We start from the raw sequence: 18,351 nt of genomic DNA, 5'->3' as shown, positions 1-18,351 counted from the left end.
GCGTCGGTGCCGCGAGAGAGAAGTTGTGTGAGCGCTTACGCGAGTTCGTGAATGTATCCAGAAATCGAAGATTTCTGGCTGCTCAAAGAGTTGGCTTAAGCTAACTCTTTGATGTTCTCGACGACCTTGTCGGCGTACTCGCTCGTGGCGAGCTTGTTGCCGCCCTCGATCTGGCGTTCGAGGTCGTAGGTCACGTCGCCGTCCGAGATGGTCTTCTCGACGGCGTCGCGGATGAGCTTACCGGCGTCCTTCCAGCCCATGTACTCGAACATGAGACGGCCGGAGAGAATCATCGCGGTCGGGTTGACCTTGTCCTCGCCGGCGTACTTGGGTGCGGAGCCGTGGACGGGCTCTGCGAGACAGAGGCCCTCACCGAAGTTCGCACCGGGGGCGATGCCGAGGCCGCCAATCTGCGCGCCGGCGGCGTCGGACATGTAGTCGCCGTTGAGGTTCATCGTGGCGATGACGTCGTAGTCGGCGGTGCGGGTCAGGAGCTGCTGGAGCATGTTGTCCGCGATGCGGTCCTTGACGACGACCTTGTCCTCGGGCTTCTCGCCGTCGTACTCCTCCCAGAGCTCGTCTTCCGTGATGGTGACGTCGTCGAACTCCTCTTCTGCGAGTTCGTAGCCCCAGTCGCGGAACGCGCCCTCGGTGAACTTCATGATGTTACCCTTGTGGACGAGGGTGACGGAGTCGCGGTCGTTTTCGAGGGCGTACTCGATGGCCTCGCGGACGAGGCGCTTCGTCCCGAACTCGGTGATGGGCTTGATGCCGATGCCGACGGGGCCGTCGTGGATGACGCCGTCCGCGCCCATCTCCTCTTCGACGAACTCCTTGACCTGCTGGACCTCGTCGGTACCGGCTTCCCACTCGATGCCGGCGTACACGTCCTCGGTGTTCTCGCGGAACGTGACCATGTCCATCGCCGAGGGGTTCTTGACGGGCGACGGGACGCCGTCGAGGTGGTAGGTCGGGCGGACGTTCGCGTAGAGGTCGAGCTTCTTGCGGAGCGCGACGTTGAGCGAGCGGAAGCCCGCACCGACGGGCGTCGTGAGCGGGCCCTTGATGGCGACGCGGTGGTTGCGAATGGCGCTTACCGTGTCTTCCGGGAGGTTCTCGTCGTACTTGTCGCGGGCGGACGAACCGGCGTAGACGCGCATCCAAGAGACAGAGCGGCCGGTCGCTTCGGCGGCGGCGTCGAGGACCTTCTGTGCGGCGGGGCCGACGTCCGTTCCGATTCCGTCGCCGTGGATGATCGGAATAATCGGATTGTCGGGGACGGAGAGCTCGCCCGTCTCCTCGTCGACCGTGATTTTCTCGCCGTCGTCCGGAACCTCAATCTGGTCGTAGCTCATGAACATTTTGGGTTTTCCAGTGCGGTGTAAAAGTCCTGCCGTTATCGACGGCGAACTGCAAATATCGCTCCATTCGGCGGTCGATACGTTTACACCCGCGCTCGGGAGACACTCGCGTATGCGAATTATCCTTCACGGCGGGGCCGGCGGCATCCCCGGCGAACCGGAGCCCAGACAGGCCGTCTTGGACGACGCGGCCGACGCGGGCGCGAGCGAGTCCGACCCGCTTTCGGCGGTCGAGACCGCGGTCCGCGTCCTCGAATCCGACCGCCGGTTCAACGCCGGCGTCGGCGGCGCGGTCCAGTCCGACGGCGTCGTCCGCACCGACGCGGGCGTCATGCTGAGCGACCGCCAAGTCGGCGCGGCCGCCGGCATGGAGGGCGTCGAACACGCCGTCTCCGTCGCGCGGGCGGTCCTCGAAGACACCCCGCACGTCCTCCTGACGGGCGAGCCGGCGGTCGAGTTCGCCGCCGACGCGGGCGTCGAGACCGGCGTCGACCTCTTCACCGACGAGACCCGCGAGCGCTGGGCGAACGCGGACGCCCCCGATGGCTCGCCCAGCGAACACCTCGCGTGGCTGGCCGACCGATTCGGCGGTAGCACGAGCGACCCGACGGCCGAGGCGGGAGACGGCTACCTCCCGACGAACGAGGGAACCTCAGCAAGCGGTGACCGCTCGGCTCGCAACGCTCGCCTTCCCGGTCACGACAATTCCGAGGAGACCTCGGCAGGCAGTGACCGCTCGGCTCGCAACGCTCGCCTTCCCGGTCACGACACGGTCGGGGCGGTCGCCACCGACGGCGAGACGTTCGCCTCCGCGACCTCGACCGGCGGCCGCTGGTTCGCTCTCGCGGGTCGCGTCGGCGACGTGCCGCAAATCGGCTCGGGCTTCTACGCCTCCCCGGCCGGCGGCGCGTCGACCACGGGAGCGGGCGAAGACATCGCGCGCGTGACGCTCGCGCGCCGCGCCGTCGGCCACCTCGAGCGGGGCTGCGACGCCCAGACCGCGGCCGACCTCGCCATCGCGGAGTTCGGCGAACTCACCGGGTCGTCGGCGGGAATCATCCTCCTCGACGACGAGGGCTTCGGCTCGGCGTACAACTCCGACGGGATGCAGACCAGCACCGCGTCGAACTGAGGTCGTCGCGGCCGGCGGCGACCGCGTTCCGGTCGCGCTGGCCGTCGCCGCCACGGTTTACTCGATTCAGGCCGTTGAATCTCTCATGAGCGATTGGACCGCGGCCGACGTTCCCGACCTCTCCGGGAAGACCGTCGTCGTCACCGGCGCGAACAGCGGCCTCGGCTTCGAGGCGACGCGCGCCTTCGCGGAGAAGGGCGCGCACGTCGTCATGGCCTGCCGAAGCCTCGACCGCGGCGCGGACGCGATGGCCGACATCCGCGAGTCGGTGCCGGCGGCCTCGCTGACGCTCTCGGAACTCGACCTCGCAGACCTCGACTCGGTCCGACAGTTCGCCGACGAGTTCGCCGCCGAACACGGGTCGCTGCACGTCCTCTGCAACAACGCCGGCGTGATGGCGATTCCCCGGCGAGAGACCGCACAGGGCTTCGAGACGCAGTTCGGCGTCAACCACCTCGGCCACTTCGCCCTGAGCGCCCGCCTGTTCCCGACGCTCCGCGACACGCCCGGCGAGACGCGGCTCGTCACGATGTCGAGCGGCCTCCACGAGCGCGGTCGGATGGAGTTCGACGACCTGCAAGGCGAACGCGACTACGACGAGTGGGACGCCTACGCCCAGAGCAAGCTCTCGAACCTGCTTTTCGCGTTCGAACTCGACCGCCGGCTGACCGCCGCGGGCATCGACGACGTGCTGAGCGTGGGCGCGCACCCCGGGTACGCGGCCACGAACCTCCAGTTCCGCGGCCCCGAGGCCTCCGGGTCGACGCTCCGGTACTGGATGAGCAAGCTCGGCAACGCGATATTCGCCCAGTCGGCCGAGATGGGCGCGCTCCCGCTCCTGTACGCCGCAACCTCGCCGGCCGTCGAAAGCGGGGAGTACGTCGGCCCGCAGGGGCTGTTCGGCATGCGCGGCACCCCCGGCATCGCGGAGCCGAGCGACCGCGCCAGAGACCCCGAGACCGCCGCCCGGCTCTGGGACGTGTCGGAGGAGCTCACCGACACGCGGTTCCGGCTGGCCTGATTCACCACCTGTCTCGGACGAGCGCCGGGAGGCGAGACGGCCAAATACTGCGGCGTGCTATCTACTCCCGTGACCGAATCAACGCCGACAATCACCCGGAGCGTCGCCGACGCTCTCGCCTCCACCTGCCGAACGACCCTCGGGGACTCCCTGCGGAGCGTCGTCCACTTCACCCGCGACGACTTCGACGTGCTGTACGTCCGACGGGACCTCCACGACGGCGACGAGGCCGCGGCGCGCGCAGCGAGCGCCGGACTCGTCGAGAGCGAGCGCACCGGATTCGGCCCGCGAGAGACCTACAACGCCGGCGCGACCGGCGCGACCTCCGACTTCGGCGAGTACGAGTTCACCCTGCGCGTCTTCTCGGACGGCTTCGTCGGCCGCGTCGTGGGCGGCGACCGCGGCGTCATCGTCACCACCGACGAACTCGAACTCTCGGAGTTCGAGGAGATGGAAGTCGCGCTCCGCCGGATGCTCGAAACGACCACCGCCGGGTGAATCGACTCGCCGGCGGGCGTGACGACTCGTCGAGCGCTGTCGGTCCCGTTCGTCGCGCGTTCGGTGTCTACACTCCCTCGACGAGTCGCTCTAGCTGCTCCGGCGGCACCGCTCCTCGCGCGGCGTAGCCCTCGTACGCGAAGGTTGGGACACCGGTGACGCCGTGCTGCTGGGCCTCACTGAATCGTTCGCGCACTTCGGCCCGAAGCGTTTCGTCGTCGAGCGCGGACGCGACTTCCTCGCCGTCGATGCCCACCGATTCGGCGAGTTCGACGAGCACCGCCTCGTCGCCGATGTCTTTGCCGTCCTGCCAGAGCGCCTCGAAGACCGACTCGTCGAACGCGAGCCACGTCTCGTAGTCGGCGTGTCCCTTCAGGTAGTACGAGACGATTTGCGCCGGCAGCGAGTCAACGTCGGTCCCGAGGTCAAGCGTCATCTCGACGTCGTACCGTTCTTGTAACCGACGGACTCCCTGCTTCGCTTGCTCGTAGTAGTCTTCGTCTTTGCCGTCGTCGACCGAGAAGTCGATGCTTCCATCGGGGCGACGCTTCTGACTCCGCAGGTCGAACGGGTGCCAGTCGATATCGAGCTCCTCGTCTCTCGTCTCCTGATACTGCGACAGGGACTGTCTTCCGAGATAACAGAAGGGACACACGTAGTCCGAGTAGACCGTTATCGTCTGGTCGGCGTCTGAACTCATGCATATTTGTCTTTTCTACGGTTACAAAAACGACGCGGTCGCTGGCGACACGTTCGGATACCGTCGCGACTGATATCGTCGCGACTGAGAGCAGGGCGGAAGCGCCCGCGAGGAGGGAATCCGACCGACTCAGCGTCCGAACAGACGCTGTCTGAGGCTTCGTTCGGTGGCGCGCTCCACCAAGAGAACCGAGTGGTCGGTGTCGTTGACCACGTCGAGGTGCAACGAGTCGGTCAGGAGTCGAGTGAGGAGCCCCCGTTCGGTCGCGCCCATCAACACCATCGAGTGGCTGTCGGCCCGGTCCGCGATGGCTCGTTCGATGTCGCCGGTGTCGTCGACGATTCGCGTCGCGTCCTGAAGGTCGTGTTCGGTCGCCCAGTCGGAGAGGAACGCCTCGCCCCGTTCGCGCTCGTCCGGACCGTCGACGACGTGGAGGAGCGTCACCTCCGACCCGACGACCGAGCGGAGGGATTTCGCGACCTCGGCGCTGAGCGCCGAGTGGGGGCTATCGACCGTCGGCAAGAGGAGTCGACTGGTGTCGTAGTTCCGGTCGTTGAGGACGAGGAAATCACAGGGCAGGCGACTCGTCAACTCGCTCATCGTCCGTTCTGCACGCCCTCCCGACCAGATTCGGTCGTTGCTCCAACCCATGACGACGAGGTCGGCGTCTTTGCGGCTGGCGACGGTGAATATCTCCTCGAACGAGCGGTGTGAGACGACCGTTGACGTCCGGGCTTCGATGTCGTAGCCGGCGACGCGTTCGCGGGCGTCTTCGAGCTGTTCGTTGGAGTGTGCGATAATCCGTTGGTTCTGTGCGGCACCGTAGCGTTGCGAGACGCGCGAGGGAACTTGCACCACGTGGACGATATCGACGATGGCGTCTTCTTTCGACTTCGCGAGCGCACAGGCGAGTTCGACGACGTGCGACTCGGTCCGCGGGTTCGCGATGGGGACGACGACCCGGTAGGAGTCCGTGTGGTCGTCCGTTCCCTCTTCGGTCTCGATGAGCGGGACGTACGACCGACCGGCGAGTCCGCCCAGCGCCCACTCACGAATCGAAAGCTGGCGTTTCGCACCCTCGAAACGTGCGGATTCTAACCGGTTTTCCGTCGTCTGGAAGTAGTTGACGACGGTGACGAGGACGACGCCGCCGAAGGTGTTGCCCAAGAGCACGGGGACGACGAACTCGGTCAGGCCGACGGAGAACGCCAGCTGGCCGTTCATCACGAGGTAGACCATCTCGGTGTAGGAGACGACGACGTGGAAGAGCCCACCCAGCGGAACCGCGAGGAACGCGAGGTAGACGACGGCGAGACGAGAGATAGTGTCGCGGGCGGCGAAAGTGACCCAGACGACGCCGGCGACGATGAGGCCGGCGAACGCGGCCTTGAAGAAGAGACTCCACCATGGCGTCTCGACGCCTTTCTGAGCGAGTTCGAGCGCCGCGTTCGCGGCCTCCGGCGAGAGAACGCCGCCGAAGGCGAGGGCGGCCGCACCGAGCGTCCCGCCGAAGAGGTTCCCCGCGAGGACGACGACCCAGTTACGCAAGAGCGCGGGAATACTGGCCAACCGCTCCAGCGTCAGCGCGACCGGCGGGAGCGTGTTCTCGGTGTAGAGCTGATAGCCCCCGATGATGATGTAGATGAACCCGAGCGGGTAGAGCATCGCGCTTAACACCGGGTCGCCGCCGGTGGACGCTTTCATCGAGACGTAGAGGAGGAACGTAATCGTAATCGCGAACCCCGCGGCGAGGGCGCTGAAGAACAGCTCCCGCGCGCCGGAGGTTATCTCCTCGTCCGCGGCCGCGACGATGCGCTGGAACACCTCGTCGGACGAAAATCGGTCGCGAACCACCGAACCGACCGCCGGCGCACCGCTTCGTGACCGTTCGACGGCCTCGCGAACGGATTCGTCGAGCTCCGTCGACTCGGGGTCTGTCATTGGTGCGGTGGTTTTCGAACAAACCGTTCTAAACGTACCGGTTCAGGCTGTCTGCAACAGTTCGGCCGCGTCGGAGGTGGGTAGTCATCTATGCTCTGCGGCCGCGGTTTCGACACCGGTGAGTGACGCGCTCACCCGAGGTGCGTCTCGAACCAGTCGGCGGCGAGGTCGGCCACCGCGTCCAGTTCGCCCGGTCCCTCGAACAGATGGCCCGCGCCGGCGACGACCTCCAGCGACTTCTCGCAGTCGAGTTCCGCGAACGCGTCGCGGTTCAGCCTCAACACCGGCTCGTCGGCACCGCCGACGACGAACAGCGTCGGGGCGGTCACGTCACCGAGCCGCGACTCCGCGAGGTCGACGCGCCCGCCGCGAGAGACGACCGCCCCCGCCTCGTCGCCGAGGTCGGCCGCCGCGAGAAGCGCCGCCGCCGCGCCGGTGCTCGACCCGAAGTAGCCGCAGTCGAGGTCGGCGGTGTCGTCGCGGCCGCGGAGCCACTCGGTCGCGCCGAGCAGTCGGCCGGTCAGAAGCGGGATGTCGAACCGCGTCTCGTACTGCTCGTCTTCCGCCTCCGTGAGCAGGTCGAACAGCAGCGTCCCGACCCCGCGGTCGCGGATGACCTCCGCGACGAAGTTGTTCCGCGGGCTGTGCCGACTGCTGCCGCTCCCGTGGGCGAACACCACGAGCCCCGACGCGCCGTCCGGAATCCGAAGGTCGCCCTCCAGCACCGCGTCGCCGACGGATATCGAGACGAGATTCGGCGTCGTGTCGTTCATACGAGACGATACGTCGGACTGCGGCTTAGGCCTGTCTCGACCCGTCGATTCGCGTGAATTCGCAGTCCGCTCGTTCTGATGGTCATGACCTACACAATTAATGTTAATAGTTCTACGGGAGTACACCCGAACGCCAACCATGGTGAGTGTTACCGACCTACGGACGATGTACGAGCAGATGGTGACCGCTCGGCACTACGAGGAGCGACTGGTGGACGAGTACCTCGTCGGGAAACAGCCGGCGTTCGACATCTCGGCGGGGCCGATACCCGGCGAACTACATCTCGCGGCGGGGCACGAGGCGTCCGGCGCGGGCGTGTGTATCCACCTCCGCGACGACGACACGGTGACCGCGCCGCACCGACCGCACCACATCGCCATCGCGAAGGGCGTCGACCTCGAGCGCATGACGGCCGAGATTTTCGGCCGGAAAACGGGGCTGTGCCGCGGGAAGGGCGGCCACATGCACCTGTTCGACCCCGACGTGAACTTCGCGTGTTCGGGCATCATCGCGCAGGGCTGTCCGCCGGCGGTCGGCGCGGCGATGGCCGCAAAAAAGCGGAACACGGACGCCGTGGCCGTCGCCTTCCTCGGCGAGGGCGCTATCGATCAGGGCGGCTTCCTCGAATCGCTGAACCTCGCGGCGGTCCACGACCTCCCGGTCGTCTTCGTCGTCGAGGACAACGACTGGGCCATCAGCATGCCGAAAGACCGCGTGACCGACGTACAGAACGGCGCACAGCGCGCCGACGGCTTCGACCTGCCGGGCGTCCGCGTCGACTCCGACGACGCGATGGCGGTGTACGAGGCCGCGGGCGAGGCCGTGATGCGCGCCCGCGACGGCAACGGGCCGACGCTCATCGAGGTACAGGTCCACCGCCGGATGGGCCACTTCATGGGCGACGCGGAGGGCTATCGCCCCGAGGCCGACATCGACCGCGCGAAACAGCGCGACTCCATCGAGCGACTCGCCGCGGACCTCCGCTCGCACGGCGTGACCGACGACGACATCGACGAGATGCGGGAGCGCGCCCACGAGCGGGTCGAGGCGGCGATTTCGTGGGCGAAAGAACAGCCCGAACCCGAGCCGGCGGAGGCGTACGAGAACGTGTTCACGAACCCGCCGGCGCAGGCGGCGACAGACGGCGGGGCCGCGGCAGACGCGCCGGGCGACGCCGGCGAGACGGGAGGTGACAACTGATGGCGACCGAATCACGAGACTACACGGAGGCGACCGAGACGGACCGCGAACTGACCATGAGCCGGGCGATGGTCGAGGCCATCGCGTGGGAGATGCGCGAGAACGACGACGTGTTCTACATGGGCGAGGACGTGGCCGACTACGGCGGCATCTTCTCCAGTACGACCGGCCTGTTGGACGAGTTCGGCCGCGACCGCGTGATGGACGTCCCCATCAGCGAGACGGCCTACCTCGGGGCGGCCGTCGGGGCCGCACAGGCCGGGATGCGCCCGATTGCCGAACTGATGTTCGTCGACTTCTTCGGCGTCGCCATGGACCAGATCTACAACAACATGGCGAAGAACACCTACATGAGCGGCGGCTCCATCTCCGTCCCGATGGTGCTTACCACGGCCGTCGGCGGCACCTACAACGACGCCGGCCAGCACTCCCAGACGCTCTACGGGACCTTCGCCCACCTGCCGGGGATGAAAGTCGTCGTCCCCTCGACGGCCTACGACGCCAAGGGGTTGATGCACACCGCCATCCGCGACGACGACCCGGTCGTCTACATGTTCCACAAGCGTCTCATGGGTCTCGGCTGGATGCCGTCGCCCTCGGGGCCGAAGACCGGCGTCCCCGAGGAGGACTACGCGATTCCGTTCGGCGAGGCCGACGTGAAGCGCCCCGGCGACGACGTGACCGTCGTCACCCTCGGCCTGCACGTCCACCGGGCGATGGAGGCCGCGGAACAGCTCGACGACGACGGCATCGACGCCGAGGTCATCGACCTCCGGACGCTCGTCCCCCTCGACACCGACACGGTGCTCGACTCGGTCCGCAAGACCGGGAAGCTCCTCGTCGTCGACGAGGACTACCGGTCGTTCGGCGTGACGGGCGAGATAATCGCGCGGGCCGCCGAGGGCGCGCTGGACGACCTCTCGGCGGTCAAGCGGCTGGCCATCCCCGACGTGCCGATTCCCTACGCCCGCCCGCTGGAAGACGAGGTCAACCCCGGCACCGACGACATCGCGGCGGCCGTCCGCGAACTCCACGAATGACGGGCGAGTCGGAACCGAACGGGGGTCGCGCATGACGGACGCCGCGGACGTGAACTCGGCGGACTCGTGGCCCGACGACGCCGACGACGTGGCCGAGGGCTACCTCGCCAACTGGTTCGTCCGCGAGGGCTCGGCGGTCGACGCGGGCGAGACGCTCTGCGAGATACAGGTCGAGAAGGTGAGCATCGACGTGGCCGCGCCGACGACGGGGACGGTCACGGAGATAGTCGTGGCAGAAGGCGACGACTTCGCCCGCGGCGACGTGCTCGCGCGGGTGCAACCGAGCGCCTGAATCGGGCTTTTTTCTTCAGTCGTCGCCGGCGCGGTACGCCGCGCCGAGCGCCCGGTCCATCAGCTCTCGGTGGGCCTCGCGGACCGGTTCGCCGTCACCGGGTCGGCGCTGTTCGTACCGGCCGTCGCTGTCCATCACCCAGCGCCGGCGGTTGTCCGACAGGAGCGCGTCGAGGACGGCGTCGAGTTCGGCGCGGTGCTCGGGGTCTTCGACGGGCGCGACGGCCTCGACCCGGCGGTCGAGGTTGCGGGTCATCCAGTCGGCGGAGCCGACGTAGTAGTCCGGCTCGCCCCCGTTCTCGAAGTAGAAGATACGCGAGTGTTCGAGGAACCGGCCGACGACGCTCGACACCGAGACGTGCTCCGAGAGCCCCTCGATGCCGGGTCTGAGCCGACAGATACCGCGGACCACGAGGTCGATGTCGACGCCGGCCATCGACGCCTCGTACAGTTCGCGGACCATCGCGGGGTCTTCGAGCGCGTTCATCTTGGCGACGATGCGGGCGTCGCGGCCGGCGCGGGCGTGGTCGGCCTCCCGGCGGACGAGCCGGGTCATCTCCTCGCGGAGGTTCGTCGGCGCGACCAGCAGTTTCCGGTACGTCTCCTGCCGCGAGTGGCCGGTGAAGAAGTTGAACAGGCGAACGAGGTCGTGGCCGATGTCGGGGTCGGCGGTGAACAGCCCGAGGTCGGTGTAGAGCTTCGCGGTCTGGGAGTGGTAGTTGCCGGTGGCGACGTGGGAGTACAGCCGCACCTCGTCGCCCTCCTCGCGGACGACGAGCGCGGTCTTCGTGTGCGTCTTCAGCCCGATAGTGCCGTAAGCGACGTGGATGCCTTCCTCTTCGAGCCGGCGGACCCACCGGAGGTTGTTCTCCTCGTCGAACCGCGCTTTGAGTTCGACCATCACCGCGACCTGCTTGCCGTTCTTGGCGGCCTCGATGAGCGTCTCGATGACCTCGGAGTCCGGCGCGGTCCGGTAGATGGTGGCTTTGATGGCCAGCACGTCGGGGTCGGCCGCGGCCGCCGCGAGGAACGTCCCCACCGTGCCCGTAAACGAGTGGTACGGGTGGTGGACGAGCACGTCCTTCCGGGCGATTTCGGTGAACACCGAGTCGGGGTCGTCGGCGGAGCGGCCGGCGAACCGCGGGTGGGGCTGGGGCGTCCACGGCGCGACTTCGAGTTCCGGCCGGTCGAGGTCGAAAAGCGACGCGAGCGCGCCGTAGTCCAGCGGCAGGTCGCGCTCGAACACCTCGCGGTCGTCCACGCCGAGCTGTTCTGCGAGCAGGTCGCGGACGGCCTCGGGCGCGCCCGACTGGACCTCCAAGCGGACCACCGTGGCGAATCGGCGCTGGCGGAGCACGTCCTCTATCGTGGCGATGAGCCCCTCTGCGACCTCCTCGTTGCGGCGGACCTCGGCGTTCCGCGTCACCCTGAACGCGGAGGTGTCGACGACCTCGACGTTCGGGAACAGCAGGTCGATGTTGCGCTCGATGACGGCCACGAGCGGGACGAACCTGACGGGTCCCGCGGGGCCGTCGTCGTCCGCCCTCCCTCCCGCGTCGCCGACGCGCTCGTCCACGTTGACGAGTCGCGGGCGGTTGCCGGGGACTTTGACCCGCGAGAACTTCGTCGGCTCCTCTGGCCCCTCGGTCGTGCGGACCGCGAGCGACAGCGAGAGGTTCGAGATGAACGGGAACGGATGGGCCGGCTCGAACGTCAGGGGCGTCAGCGTCGGCAGGACCGACGCCTCGAAGTAGTCGCGGAGGGCCGCCCGCTCGTCGGGCGCGAGGTCGTCGTAGCCGACGATGTCGATGCCGGCGTCGGTGAGCGCGGGGCGGACGAGGTCGTGGAAGCAGTCGGACTGTCGGTCGAGCAGGTCGCGGGCGCGGTCGAGGACGAGCGACCACTGCTGGCTCGGCGTCCGGCCGTCGGGCGAGAGTTCGCTCACGCCGGCGGCCATCTGCTGTTTCAGCCCGCCGACGCGCTTCATGAAGAACTCGTCGAGGTTCGAGGTGAGAATCGAGAGGAACTTGACGCGCTCGAAAAGCGGGTTGCGGTCGTCTCTCGCCTCGTGAAGGACGCGCTCGTGGAAGGCGAGTTCGCTGAGTTCGCGGTTGAGATACAGCGCGGGGTCTGCGAGGTCGGCGTCGGCCGGCTCCGGCGCGTCTCCGTCGCGCTCGCGGGCGCGGACTGGCGCGGTCGACTGACCGGCGTGTCGGCCCTGCGAGTCGCCGCCGCGAGGCTCGTCGTCGGACATATGCTGAGAGAAGATGGTTCGGCGGCCGCCTTTAGTTCGCCGCCTCCGTCGTCGCCGCCACCGTCGCCTCGGGGGCTCAGACCAGCGCGGGCTGGCGGGGTTCGAGAATCTTCGAGTCCTTGCGGGACTCGTGGGTGACCTCGGAGTCGACGGCGACGAGTTCGTCGGCGTGGAGGTCGTAGGCCGTCAGCGCGCCGCCGTAGACCGCGCCCGTGTCGAGGCCCATCGCGTGCTCGAAGACGGCGGGGTGGGCCATCACGGTGTGGCCGAAGAAGACGCGCTGTGGCCCCTCGTAGTACTCGAACCAGAACGGGCCGTCGTAGCTGTCGCCGGGGTTCATCGCCCGGGTGTTTTCGAGTTCGTCGACGCTGTGTTCGGAAAGCGGCTTTTCGGGGTGGACGCCGCCGTGGACGACGATGGCGTCCTCCCACGTGATGGCGACCGGGAGGTTCGAAATCCATTCGAGGTCGTCGTCGGTCAGCGCGTCTAGCTCCTTCGTGCCGCGGATGAGCTTTTCTTCGTTGTTGCCGCGGACGGTCAGGAAGTTGTCGCGCTCGCGGACGTAGTCCACGACGCCCTTGCTGTCGGGGCCCTTCCGCACGAGGTCGCCGACGAAGACGACGAGGTCGTCCTCGGAGGGGTCGAGCCGGTCGACGAGGCGTTCGAGCGCCGGCAGACAGCCGTGTACGTCGCCGACGACGTACACGTCGTCCCAGTCGTCGATGTCGACTCGAAGGTGGTGCTCGGCGACGTCGGGGTGGAAGGACGGGACACTCATTGGAAACGTTCTCTCCTCTGCCTGAAGACGGCTACCTAAGAAAGGGTTGCTAGTTTCGGACTGTTGTGCTATATAGACATGGCTGCGAGTCTCACGCACGCCGCGCGAGCCGCCGGCGACGACCCGCCCTCTGTCGCCGGCCATCCCGCAATCGCTTTCCGGCGCGGCCGCGAAGTCGCGGCCATGAGCATCGGACCCCTCGACGACGAGACGGTCGAGAAGTATCGAGAGGCAGGGGAGGTCCTCCGCACGGTGTTGGACGAGTCGGCCGAGATGGTCGAACCCGGCGTCACCCACCTCGAAGTCGCCGAACACGCCGAAGCGCGCATCCGCGAACTCGCAGACGGCTGTGCGTTCCCGGTCAACATCAGTATCAACGAGGAGGCGTCGCACGCCAGCCCCGGCCGCGACGACGACACCGTGTTCGACGAGGACATGGTCTGTCTGGACGTCGGCGTCCACGTCGACGGCTACATCGCAGACTCCGCGGTGACAGTCGACCTCTCGGGCAACGACGAACTCGTCGAGTCCGCCGAGGAGGCGCTCGACGCCGCCCTCGACATGGTCGAAGCGGGCGCGCACACCGGGAAAATCGGCGCGGAAATCGAGGACGTGATTCGCGGCTACGGCTACACGCCCGTCCTCAATCTCTCGGGCCACGGCGTCGAGCAGTGGGACGCCCACACCGACCCGACCATCCCGAACCGCGGCGCAGAGCGCGGCGTCGAACTCGAAGTCGGTGACGTGGTCGCCATCGAACCGTTCGCCACCGACGGCACGGGCAAGGTCACCGAGGGGTCGAAAAACGAGATTTACAGCCTCGTCAACGACCGCTCGGTCCGCGACCGCATGTCGCGCAAACTGCTCGACGAGGTGCGCGAGGAGTACAAACTGCTCCCCTTCGCGGCCCGCTGGTTCGAGGGCGGTCGCTCAGAGATGGCGATTCGCCGGCTCGAACAGCAGGGTATCCTCCGCGGCTACCCCGTGCTGAAAGAGGAAGACGGCGCGATGGTCGGGCAGGCCGAAGACACCATCATCGTCACCGAAGACGGCTACGAGAACCTCACGCGATAGTCGGACGGAACCGGGGTCGGAGCCAGCACCGACCGCCTCGAGACCGAAACGGCTTGCCCATCCGGGCCCATTGAGCCGCCATGGACCAACTGTTCGCCCCGTGGCGCATCGACTGGGTCGCCCGCGACGACGACCAAGACGCCGACGCCGACGACCCGGACGACGACCGCTGTCCCTTCTGTGCGCTCCCCGAGCGCGACGACGACAGAGAGAGCAAAATCGTCGCCCGCTCGCCGCACTCGTTCGTCCTCCTGAACAACTACCCCTACGCGCCGGGGCACGTCATGGTCATCCCGCACCGCCACACCGGCGAGTTCGCCGCCCTCTCGGACGCGGAACTCCTCGACCACGCCCGGCTCAAATCGAAGACGCTCGCCGCGTTGGACGCCGCCTTCGACCCCGACGGCTGTAACGCGGGCGAGAACCTCGGCGGCTCGGCCGCCGGCGGCTCCATCGACGACCACCTCCACACCCACGTCGTCCCGCGGTGGAACGGCGACACCAACTTCATGCCGGTCATCTCCGACACGAAAGTGCTCGTGCAGGCCCTCGACGACTCCTACGACCAGCTTCACGAAGCGTTCGCCGGCCTCGACGGGGCACTCGTCGACGGCGACGACGACGCGGTTCGCTTCGAATTAGACTGACTCTAAAACTCACGTCGAGTGCATCTAATAGCCCGCTCCGGCCCGAAGCGCATTTGAACCCCTCTCCCGAAAGCCACGGTAATGGAGCGGAAACGGGCCATCCGTCGGGTCGGATTCGTCGTCCTCGCGGCGAACGTGCTTCTCGTCGCCGGGAAGGCCGGCGTGTGGTGGACGACCGGGAGCCTGGCCCTCGGGTCCGAGGCGGTCAACAGCCTCGCGGACGCGGTTTACAGCACCATCATCCTCGGCGGCCTCTATCTGACGACGAAGCCGCCGGACTGGGAACACCCCCACGGCCACGAGCGTATCGAGCCGTTCATCTCGCTTTTCGTCGCGGTCGGCATCTTCGCCGCCGGCGGGGCGATTCTCTGGCAGAGCACGTCCAGCATCCTCGCGGGGACTTACGGCGGAGACGCGGGGACGCTCGGCGTCGTCGTCCTCGTCGTCGCGGCGGCGGCCAAGTACGTCCTCTACCGCTACTGCTACTCGGTCGGCCGCGAGCAGAACTCGCCGGCGCTCGTCGCCGCCGGCGTCGACAACCGAAACGACATCCTCACCGCCGGCGCGGCGCTCGTCGGCGTGGTCGGCGGGCAGTTCGGCTACCCCATCTTGGACCCGCTGGCCGCCATGGTCGTCTCCATCGGCATCGTCTACACCGGCTACGAAATCGTCCGCGACAACGTGAACTACCTCGTCGGGGCCGCCCCGCCGGAGTATCTCCGGGCGCTCATCGTCCAGACCGCCCTGTCGCACCCCGACGTGTACGGCGCACACGACGTGGTCGCCCACTACGTCGGCCCCGAAATCGACGTGAGCCTCCACATCGAGGTCGAAGGCGACATGACGATTGCCGAGGCTCACGACATCGAGACGTGGGTCGTGCAGGCGATTCGGAACATCGACGAGGTCGACGACGTGTTCGTCCACATCGACCCGAAGGAACTCGGGGAGTGGAAGGAAGACGACGAGACGGAGCGCTACACCATGTTCTCGCCCGACGGCGGCGACGACCGCTGACGGCCACTAACTGCCACTAACGGACGCTGACGACCGCTGACGACCGCTGGGGGTTCAAAGCAGCTTCTGGACTTCCAGCCGTAGCTCCCCGAGATACGGCACGTGGAACTGGCCTTTCGCCCGCACCCAGTCGGGTCGGACGGGCGGGGCGATGCCCCGCGCCTGGTCGTAGTAGTCGTTGTCGTCGCCGCGGGTGACGTAGCCGGCGTGCGGCGCGGGGCAGTACAGGAGTTCCGCACAGGAGTCCGCGTCGTCGACGTAAGACGCGTTGGCCCGGTCGTACCAGTTCTCTCCGTCCTCGACCCAGAAGACCGCGCGGTGGATGATGGGCGAGCCGTCGCGCGACGGCGTGTCGTAGACGACGACATCGCCCGGGCCGCCGAGCCGGCCGTAGCCCTCGCTCGCGTTGGCCGTGACCACGCCGTAGTCGTCGGCCGCGGGGCCGCCGTAGCGACCCTCCGCGGTCACGACGACGAGGTCGCCGCGTTCGAGAGTCGGTTGCATGCTCCCGCTCTCGACGGCGACCATCGGGGGCCACACGCCGCTCACCGCGAACAGCACCGCGCCGACCGCGACGACGACCGCGACCGTCGAGAGCGCGTCTCTGGCGAACGCTCGGGCCTCCGATTGACTGTCGTCGGACACGGGTGCTGTCAGCCGTCGCGTCGCTATCAATCTTGTTGCCGGCGTCGGCGTGAGAGAAACCGTTAGGGCCGGGTGGCGCGACGGTCGAGTCGTGAACGACGACTACCACCTCGTCCCCGAGTTTCCCGCCCCCGAGACGTACGTTTCCCTCCGCGACGCCGCGGGGATGCCTCCCCGGTCTCTCGCGGCCGCCGAGCGCGGCGTTCCGAACACGATTTTCGGCGTGCGCGTCGTCTTCGAGGGGGCGACCGGCGACGAGATAGTCGGTATGGGTCGGCTCGTCGGCGACGGCGGTACCGTCTTTCAGGTCGTCGACGTAGCGGTCCACCCCGACCATCAGGGCCGTGGGCTCGGCACCCGCGTGATGGACGCGCTCGTGGACTACCTCGACCGCGAGGCCCCGCCGTCGGCGTTCGTGAATCTCCTCGCCGACGTGGACGGCTACTACGAGCGCTGGGGGTTCGAACCGACCGCGCCGGCGTCGAAAGGGATGTTTCTCCGAGTGGGCGAGGGCGGCGTCCGCGGGCGCGACGAGAACTGAGAACCGAGCGGAGTGTGAATCGGCGGGGCGACGCGTCTTCGGCGCGCAACCGCCCGCTCAGGCGGCGGTGGGCTCCCGCGGTTCGGGCTGTGCCTCGACCGGTTCGGCGAAGGCGTAGACGGTCTGGTGGGCGGTCACCGTCACGCGGGCGAAGTCGCCGGGTTCGAGGCCGTGTTCGGTGGCGTTCTGGACGATTATCTGGCGGTAGGCCTCGTCGCGGCATTTCACGGAGTCGCCGGTACCCTCCTCGACGACGAGCACCTCGCGCTCCGTGCCGACCATCTCGTCGTACGCGGCGGCGACGATGTCCATCTTCGCCTCGGACATCTCCTTGGAACGCTCCTTCTTGAGCGTCCCGCCGAGGCCCTTCAGGTCCGCGGCGTCGGTGCCGGGGCGCTTCGAGAAGCGCGTGACGTTGACCTTCTCGGGGCGAACCTCGCGGAGCAGCTCCATCGACCGCTCGTGGTCCGCGTCGGTCTCGGTCGGGTAGCCGACGATGAAGTCGGTCGAGAGCGTCCAGTAGTCGAGTTCGCGGTCGAACGTCTCGACGATTTCTCTGAACTTGTCGACGCGGTGCTGGCGACGCATGTGTTCGAGCACCTCGTCGGAGCCCGACTGCACGGGCGCGTGGATGAAGTTGTAGAGCTTGTCGTGTCGGGCGAACACCGCGGCGAGTTCGTCGCGGATGCCGTGGACGCCGCCGGGGTTGGCCATGCCGACGCGGACGCGGAACTCGCCGTCGATTTCGGTGCAGATGCGGTCCAGTAGCTCGGGGAGCTTCCGGTCGCCGTTGTCCCAGCCGTAGACGCCGGTGTCCTGGCCCGTGATGCGGAGTTCCTTCGCGCCGGCGTGGACGAGCGCCCGCGCCTTCTCGACGTTCTCGTCGACCGAGGGCGAATCCACCCGGCCGGTGGCGAACTTCGTGATGCAGTACGAGCAGTTCGACATACAGCCGCGGGCGATGGGCAGGATGCCGACGACGCCGTCCAAGACGGGTTCGACGCCGGGGCCGGGGGTCGGACACTCGCCGTTGGTGACGGCGGTCGGCACGTCGTCCCAGTGGAGAATCTGGGCGTCGATGCCCTCCTCGCGGAAGTCGTTGCCCTGCGCGAGCGCCATACAGCCCGTGATGATGAGGTCCGCCGTCTCCGCCGCCAGCTCTTTGGCCCGACGGAGCATGTTCCGCTCCGTCTTCTCCACGACCGTACAGGTGTTCATGATGGCGACATCGGCCTCCTCGGGCCCGTCGACGCGGTAGTGGCCGGCGTCGCGGAGCGCGCTCTCGATGGCGCGGCTCTCGCCGCGGTTCGAGGTGCAGCCGTATGTCTCGATGTGGTATCGGGCCATTCGGTTATCCCACGTACCGGGTCAGCGGGCAAAAACGCCGCGGTCTCCCCCGAGACTGCCGGCGTCCGCGACCCGTGATAGCGTCTCTCG

General features: G+C 67.6%; 18 protein-coding genes. 10 read left to right on the top strand and 8 right to left on the bottom strand.

Annotated elements, in window-relative coordinates:
* Nucleotides 1-95: 95 nt before the first annotated feature.
* Complete coding sequence (gene icd, locus DVK03_RS10155; protein ID WP_004062392.1) at nt 96-1,355, bottom strand: isocitrate dehydrogenase (NADP(+)); 1,260 nt, start codon at nt 1,353-1,355, stop codon at nt 96-98.
* A 118-nt stretch (nt 1,356-1,473) separates the two neighbouring features.
* Here icd and DVK03_RS10150 point away from each other — a divergent pair, with 118 nt between their 5' ends.
* The 3 genes from DVK03_RS10150 to DVK03_RS10140 all read left to right on the top strand — a co-directional run bounded on the left by DVK03_RS10150 (nt 1,474) and on the right by DVK03_RS10140 (nt 4,012).
* Nucleotides 1,474-2,493 (top strand): isoaspartyl peptidase/L-asparaginase, encoded by a 1,020-nt coding sequence (locus DVK03_RS10150; protein WP_004062391.1) that lies wholly within the window; start codon nt 1,474-1,476, stop codon nt 2,491-2,493.
* Nucleotides 2,494-2,578: 85 nt separating this feature from the next.
* Complete coding sequence (locus tag DVK03_RS10145; RefSeq protein WP_004062390.1) at nt 2,579-3,514, top strand: oxidoreductase; 936 nt, start codon at nt 2,579-2,581, stop codon at nt 3,512-3,514.
* A 69-nt stretch (nt 3,515-3,583) separates the two neighbouring features.
* Complete coding sequence (locus DVK03_RS10140; protein WP_115802866.1) at nt 3,584-4,012, top strand: hypothetical protein; 429 nt, start codon at nt 3,584-3,586, stop codon at nt 4,010-4,012.
* A gap of 67 nt (nt 4,013-4,079) precedes the next feature.
* On the opposite strand, the gene DVK03_RS10135 is transcribed toward DVK03_RS10140, so the two are convergent.
* The 3 genes from DVK03_RS10135 to DVK03_RS10125 form a co-directional block, all read right to left on the bottom strand.
* Nucleotides 4,080-4,712, bottom strand: a complete 633-nt coding sequence (locus DVK03_RS10135; protein ID WP_004062388.1) for a DsbA family protein — start codon at nt 4,710-4,712, stop codon at nt 4,080-4,082.
* A 129-nt stretch (nt 4,713-4,841) separates the two neighbouring features.
* Nucleotides 4,842-6,653 (bottom strand): formate/nitrite transporter family protein, encoded by a 1,812-nt coding sequence (locus DVK03_RS10130; protein WP_004062387.1) that lies wholly within the window; start codon nt 6,651-6,653, stop codon nt 4,842-4,844.
* 131 nt (nt 6,654-6,784) lie between these two features.
* The gene (locus DVK03_RS10125; protein WP_115802865.1) at nt 6,785-7,426 is read right to left on the bottom strand and encodes a dienelactone hydrolase family protein; all 642 of its coding nucleotides are present in this window, start codon (nt 7,424-7,426) and stop codon (nt 6,785-6,787) included.
* 166 nt (nt 7,427-7,592) lie between these two features.
* Here DVK03_RS10125 and DVK03_RS10120 point away from each other — a divergent pair, with 166 nt between their 5' ends.
* From DVK03_RS10120 to DVK03_RS10110, 3 genes are read left to right on the top strand one after another with little or no spacing between them, the layout of a single operon-like run.
* A complete protein-coding gene (locus DVK03_RS10120; protein WP_004062385.1) occupies nt 7,593-8,627 on the top strand; it encodes a thiamine pyrophosphate-dependent dehydrogenase E1 component subunit alpha in 1,035 nt (344 codons plus the stop codon).
* Nucleotides 8,627-9,667, top strand: coding sequence for an alpha-ketoacid dehydrogenase subunit beta (locus DVK03_RS10115; protein WP_004062384.1), 1,041 nt, complete (start codon nt 8,627-8,629; stop codon nt 9,665-9,667). The genes DVK03_RS10120 and DVK03_RS10115 overlap by 1 nt, the downstream gene beginning before the upstream one ends.
* Before the next feature lie 31 nt (nt 9,668-9,698).
* Nucleotides 9,699-9,959, top strand: a complete 261-nt coding sequence (locus DVK03_RS10110; protein WP_004042676.1) for a lipoyl domain-containing protein — start codon at nt 9,699-9,701, stop codon at nt 9,957-9,959.
* 15 nt (nt 9,960-9,974) lie between these two features.
* Here DVK03_RS10110 and ppk1 read toward each other — a convergent pair whose 3' ends face one another.
* Together ppk1 and DVK03_RS10100 are read right to left on the bottom strand one after the other, a co-directional pair.
* Nucleotides 9,975-12,212 (bottom strand): polyphosphate kinase 1, encoded by a 2,238-nt coding sequence (gene ppk1, locus DVK03_RS10105; RefSeq protein ID WP_115802864.1) that lies wholly within the window; start codon nt 12,210-12,212, stop codon nt 9,975-9,977.
* A 76-nt stretch (nt 12,213-12,288) separates the two neighbouring features.
* Nucleotides 12,289-12,990, bottom strand: a complete 702-nt coding sequence (locus DVK03_RS10100) for a metallophosphoesterase family protein (protein WP_115802863.1) — start codon at nt 12,988-12,990, stop codon at nt 12,289-12,291.
* Between the two features lie 183 nt (nt 12,991-13,173).
* On the opposite strand from DVK03_RS10100, the gene map reads away from it, so the two are divergent.
* From map to DVK03_RS10085, 3 genes are all read left to right on the top strand, one after another.
* Entirely contained in the window at nt 13,174-14,064 is an 891-nt protein-coding gene (gene map, locus DVK03_RS10095; protein ID WP_115803317.1) for a type II methionyl aminopeptidase, read from the top strand.
* A gap of 80 nt (nt 14,065-14,144) precedes the next feature.
* On the top strand, nt 14,145-14,711 hold the full coding sequence (locus DVK03_RS10090) for an HIT domain-containing protein (protein ID WP_004062379.1): 567 nt from the start codon (nt 14,145-14,147) through the stop codon (nt 14,709-14,711).
* 81 nt (nt 14,712-14,792) lie between these two features.
* A complete protein-coding gene (locus DVK03_RS10085; protein WP_004042686.1) occupies nt 14,793-15,728 on the top strand; it encodes a cation diffusion facilitator family transporter in 936 nt (311 codons plus the stop codon).
* A 54-nt stretch (nt 15,729-15,782) separates the two neighbouring features.
* On the opposite strand, the gene DVK03_RS10080 is transcribed toward DVK03_RS10085, so the two are convergent.
* Complete coding sequence (locus DVK03_RS10080) at nt 15,783-16,373, bottom strand: S26 family signal peptidase (protein ID WP_004062378.1); 591 nt, start codon at nt 16,371-16,373, stop codon at nt 15,783-15,785.
* Between the two features lie 91 nt (nt 16,374-16,464).
* Here DVK03_RS10080 and DVK03_RS10075 point away from each other — a divergent pair, with 91 nt between their 5' ends.
* Nucleotides 16,465-16,914: a GNAT family N-acetyltransferase gene (locus tag DVK03_RS10075; RefSeq protein WP_004062377.1), complete on the top strand. Its 450-nt coding sequence runs from the start codon at nt 16,465-16,467 to the stop codon at nt 16,912-16,914.
* 57 nt (nt 16,915-16,971) lie between these two features.
* Here DVK03_RS10075 and DVK03_RS10070 read toward each other — a convergent pair whose 3' ends face one another.
* Nucleotides 16,972-18,261: a tRNA (N(6)-L-threonylcarbamoyladenosine(37)-C(2))-methylthiotransferase gene (locus DVK03_RS10070; protein ID WP_115802862.1), complete on the bottom strand. Its 1,290-nt coding sequence runs from the start codon at nt 18,259-18,261 to the stop codon at nt 16,972-16,974.
* Between the last annotated feature and the right edge of the window lie 90 nt (nt 18,262-18,351).

The sequence above is a fragment of the Haloferax sp. Atlit-109R genome (assembly GCF_003665865.1).
Classification (GTDB): Archaea; Halobacteriota; Halobacteria; order Halobacteriales; family Haloferacaceae; genus Haloferax; species Haloferax volcanii.
This window is presented reverse-complemented; position numbering and strand designations above follow the sequence as displayed.

Excerpts from the sequence above, each read along its gene's own strand:
- DVK03_RS10070 (WP_115802862.1), bottom strand. The coding sequence starts at position 18,261 with ATGGCCCGATACCACATCGAGACATACGGCTGCACCTCGAACCGCGGC.
- DVK03_RS10150 (WP_004062391.1), top strand. The coding sequence starts at position 1,474 with ATGCGAATTATCCTTCACGGCGGGGCCGGCGGCATCCCCGGCGAACCG.
- DVK03_RS10100 (WP_115802863.1), bottom strand. The coding sequence starts at position 12,990 with ATGAGTGTCCCGTCCTTCCACCCCGACGTCGCCGAGCACCACCTTCGA.
- DVK03_RS10130 (WP_004062387.1), bottom strand. The coding sequence starts at position 6,653 with ATGACAGACCCCGAGTCGACGGAGCTCGACGAATCCGTTCGCGAGGCC.
- DVK03_RS10085 (WP_004042686.1), top strand. The coding sequence starts at position 14,793 with ATGGAGCGGAAACGGGCCATCCGTCGGGTCGGATTCGTCGTCCTCGCG.
- DVK03_RS10115 (WP_004062384.1), top strand. The coding sequence starts at position 8,627 with ATGGCGACCGAATCACGAGACTACACGGAGGCGACCGAGACGGACCGC.
- DVK03_RS10090 (WP_004062379.1), top strand. The coding sequence starts at position 14,145 with ATGGACCAACTGTTCGCCCCGTGGCGCATCGACTGGGTCGCCCGCGAC.
- DVK03_RS10135 (WP_004062388.1), bottom strand. The coding sequence starts at position 4,712 with ATGAGTTCAGACGCCGACCAGACGATAACGGTCTACTCGGACTACGTG.
- DVK03_RS10110 (WP_004042676.1), top strand. The coding sequence starts at position 9,699 with ATGACGGACGCCGCGGACGTGAACTCGGCGGACTCGTGGCCCGACGAC.
- ppk1 (WP_115802864.1), bottom strand. The coding sequence starts at position 12,212 with ATGTCCGACGACGAGCCTCGCGGCGGCGACTCGCAGGGCCGACACGCC.
- DVK03_RS10125 (WP_115802865.1), bottom strand. The coding sequence starts at position 7,426 with ATGAACGACACGACGCCGAATCTCGTCTCGATATCCGTCGGCGACGCG.
- DVK03_RS10120 (WP_004062385.1), top strand. The coding sequence starts at position 7,593 with ATGTACGAGCAGATGGTGACCGCTCGGCACTACGAGGAGCGACTGGTG.
- icd (WP_004062392.1), bottom strand. The coding sequence starts at position 1,355 with ATGAGCTACGACCAGATTGAGGTTCCGGACGACGGCGAGAAAATCACG.
- DVK03_RS10145 (WP_004062390.1), top strand. The coding sequence starts at position 2,579 with ATGAGCGATTGGACCGCGGCCGACGTTCCCGACCTCTCCGGGAAGACC.
- map (WP_115803317.1), top strand. The coding sequence starts at position 13,174 with ATGAGCATCGGACCCCTCGACGACGAGACGGTCGAGAAGTATCGAGAG.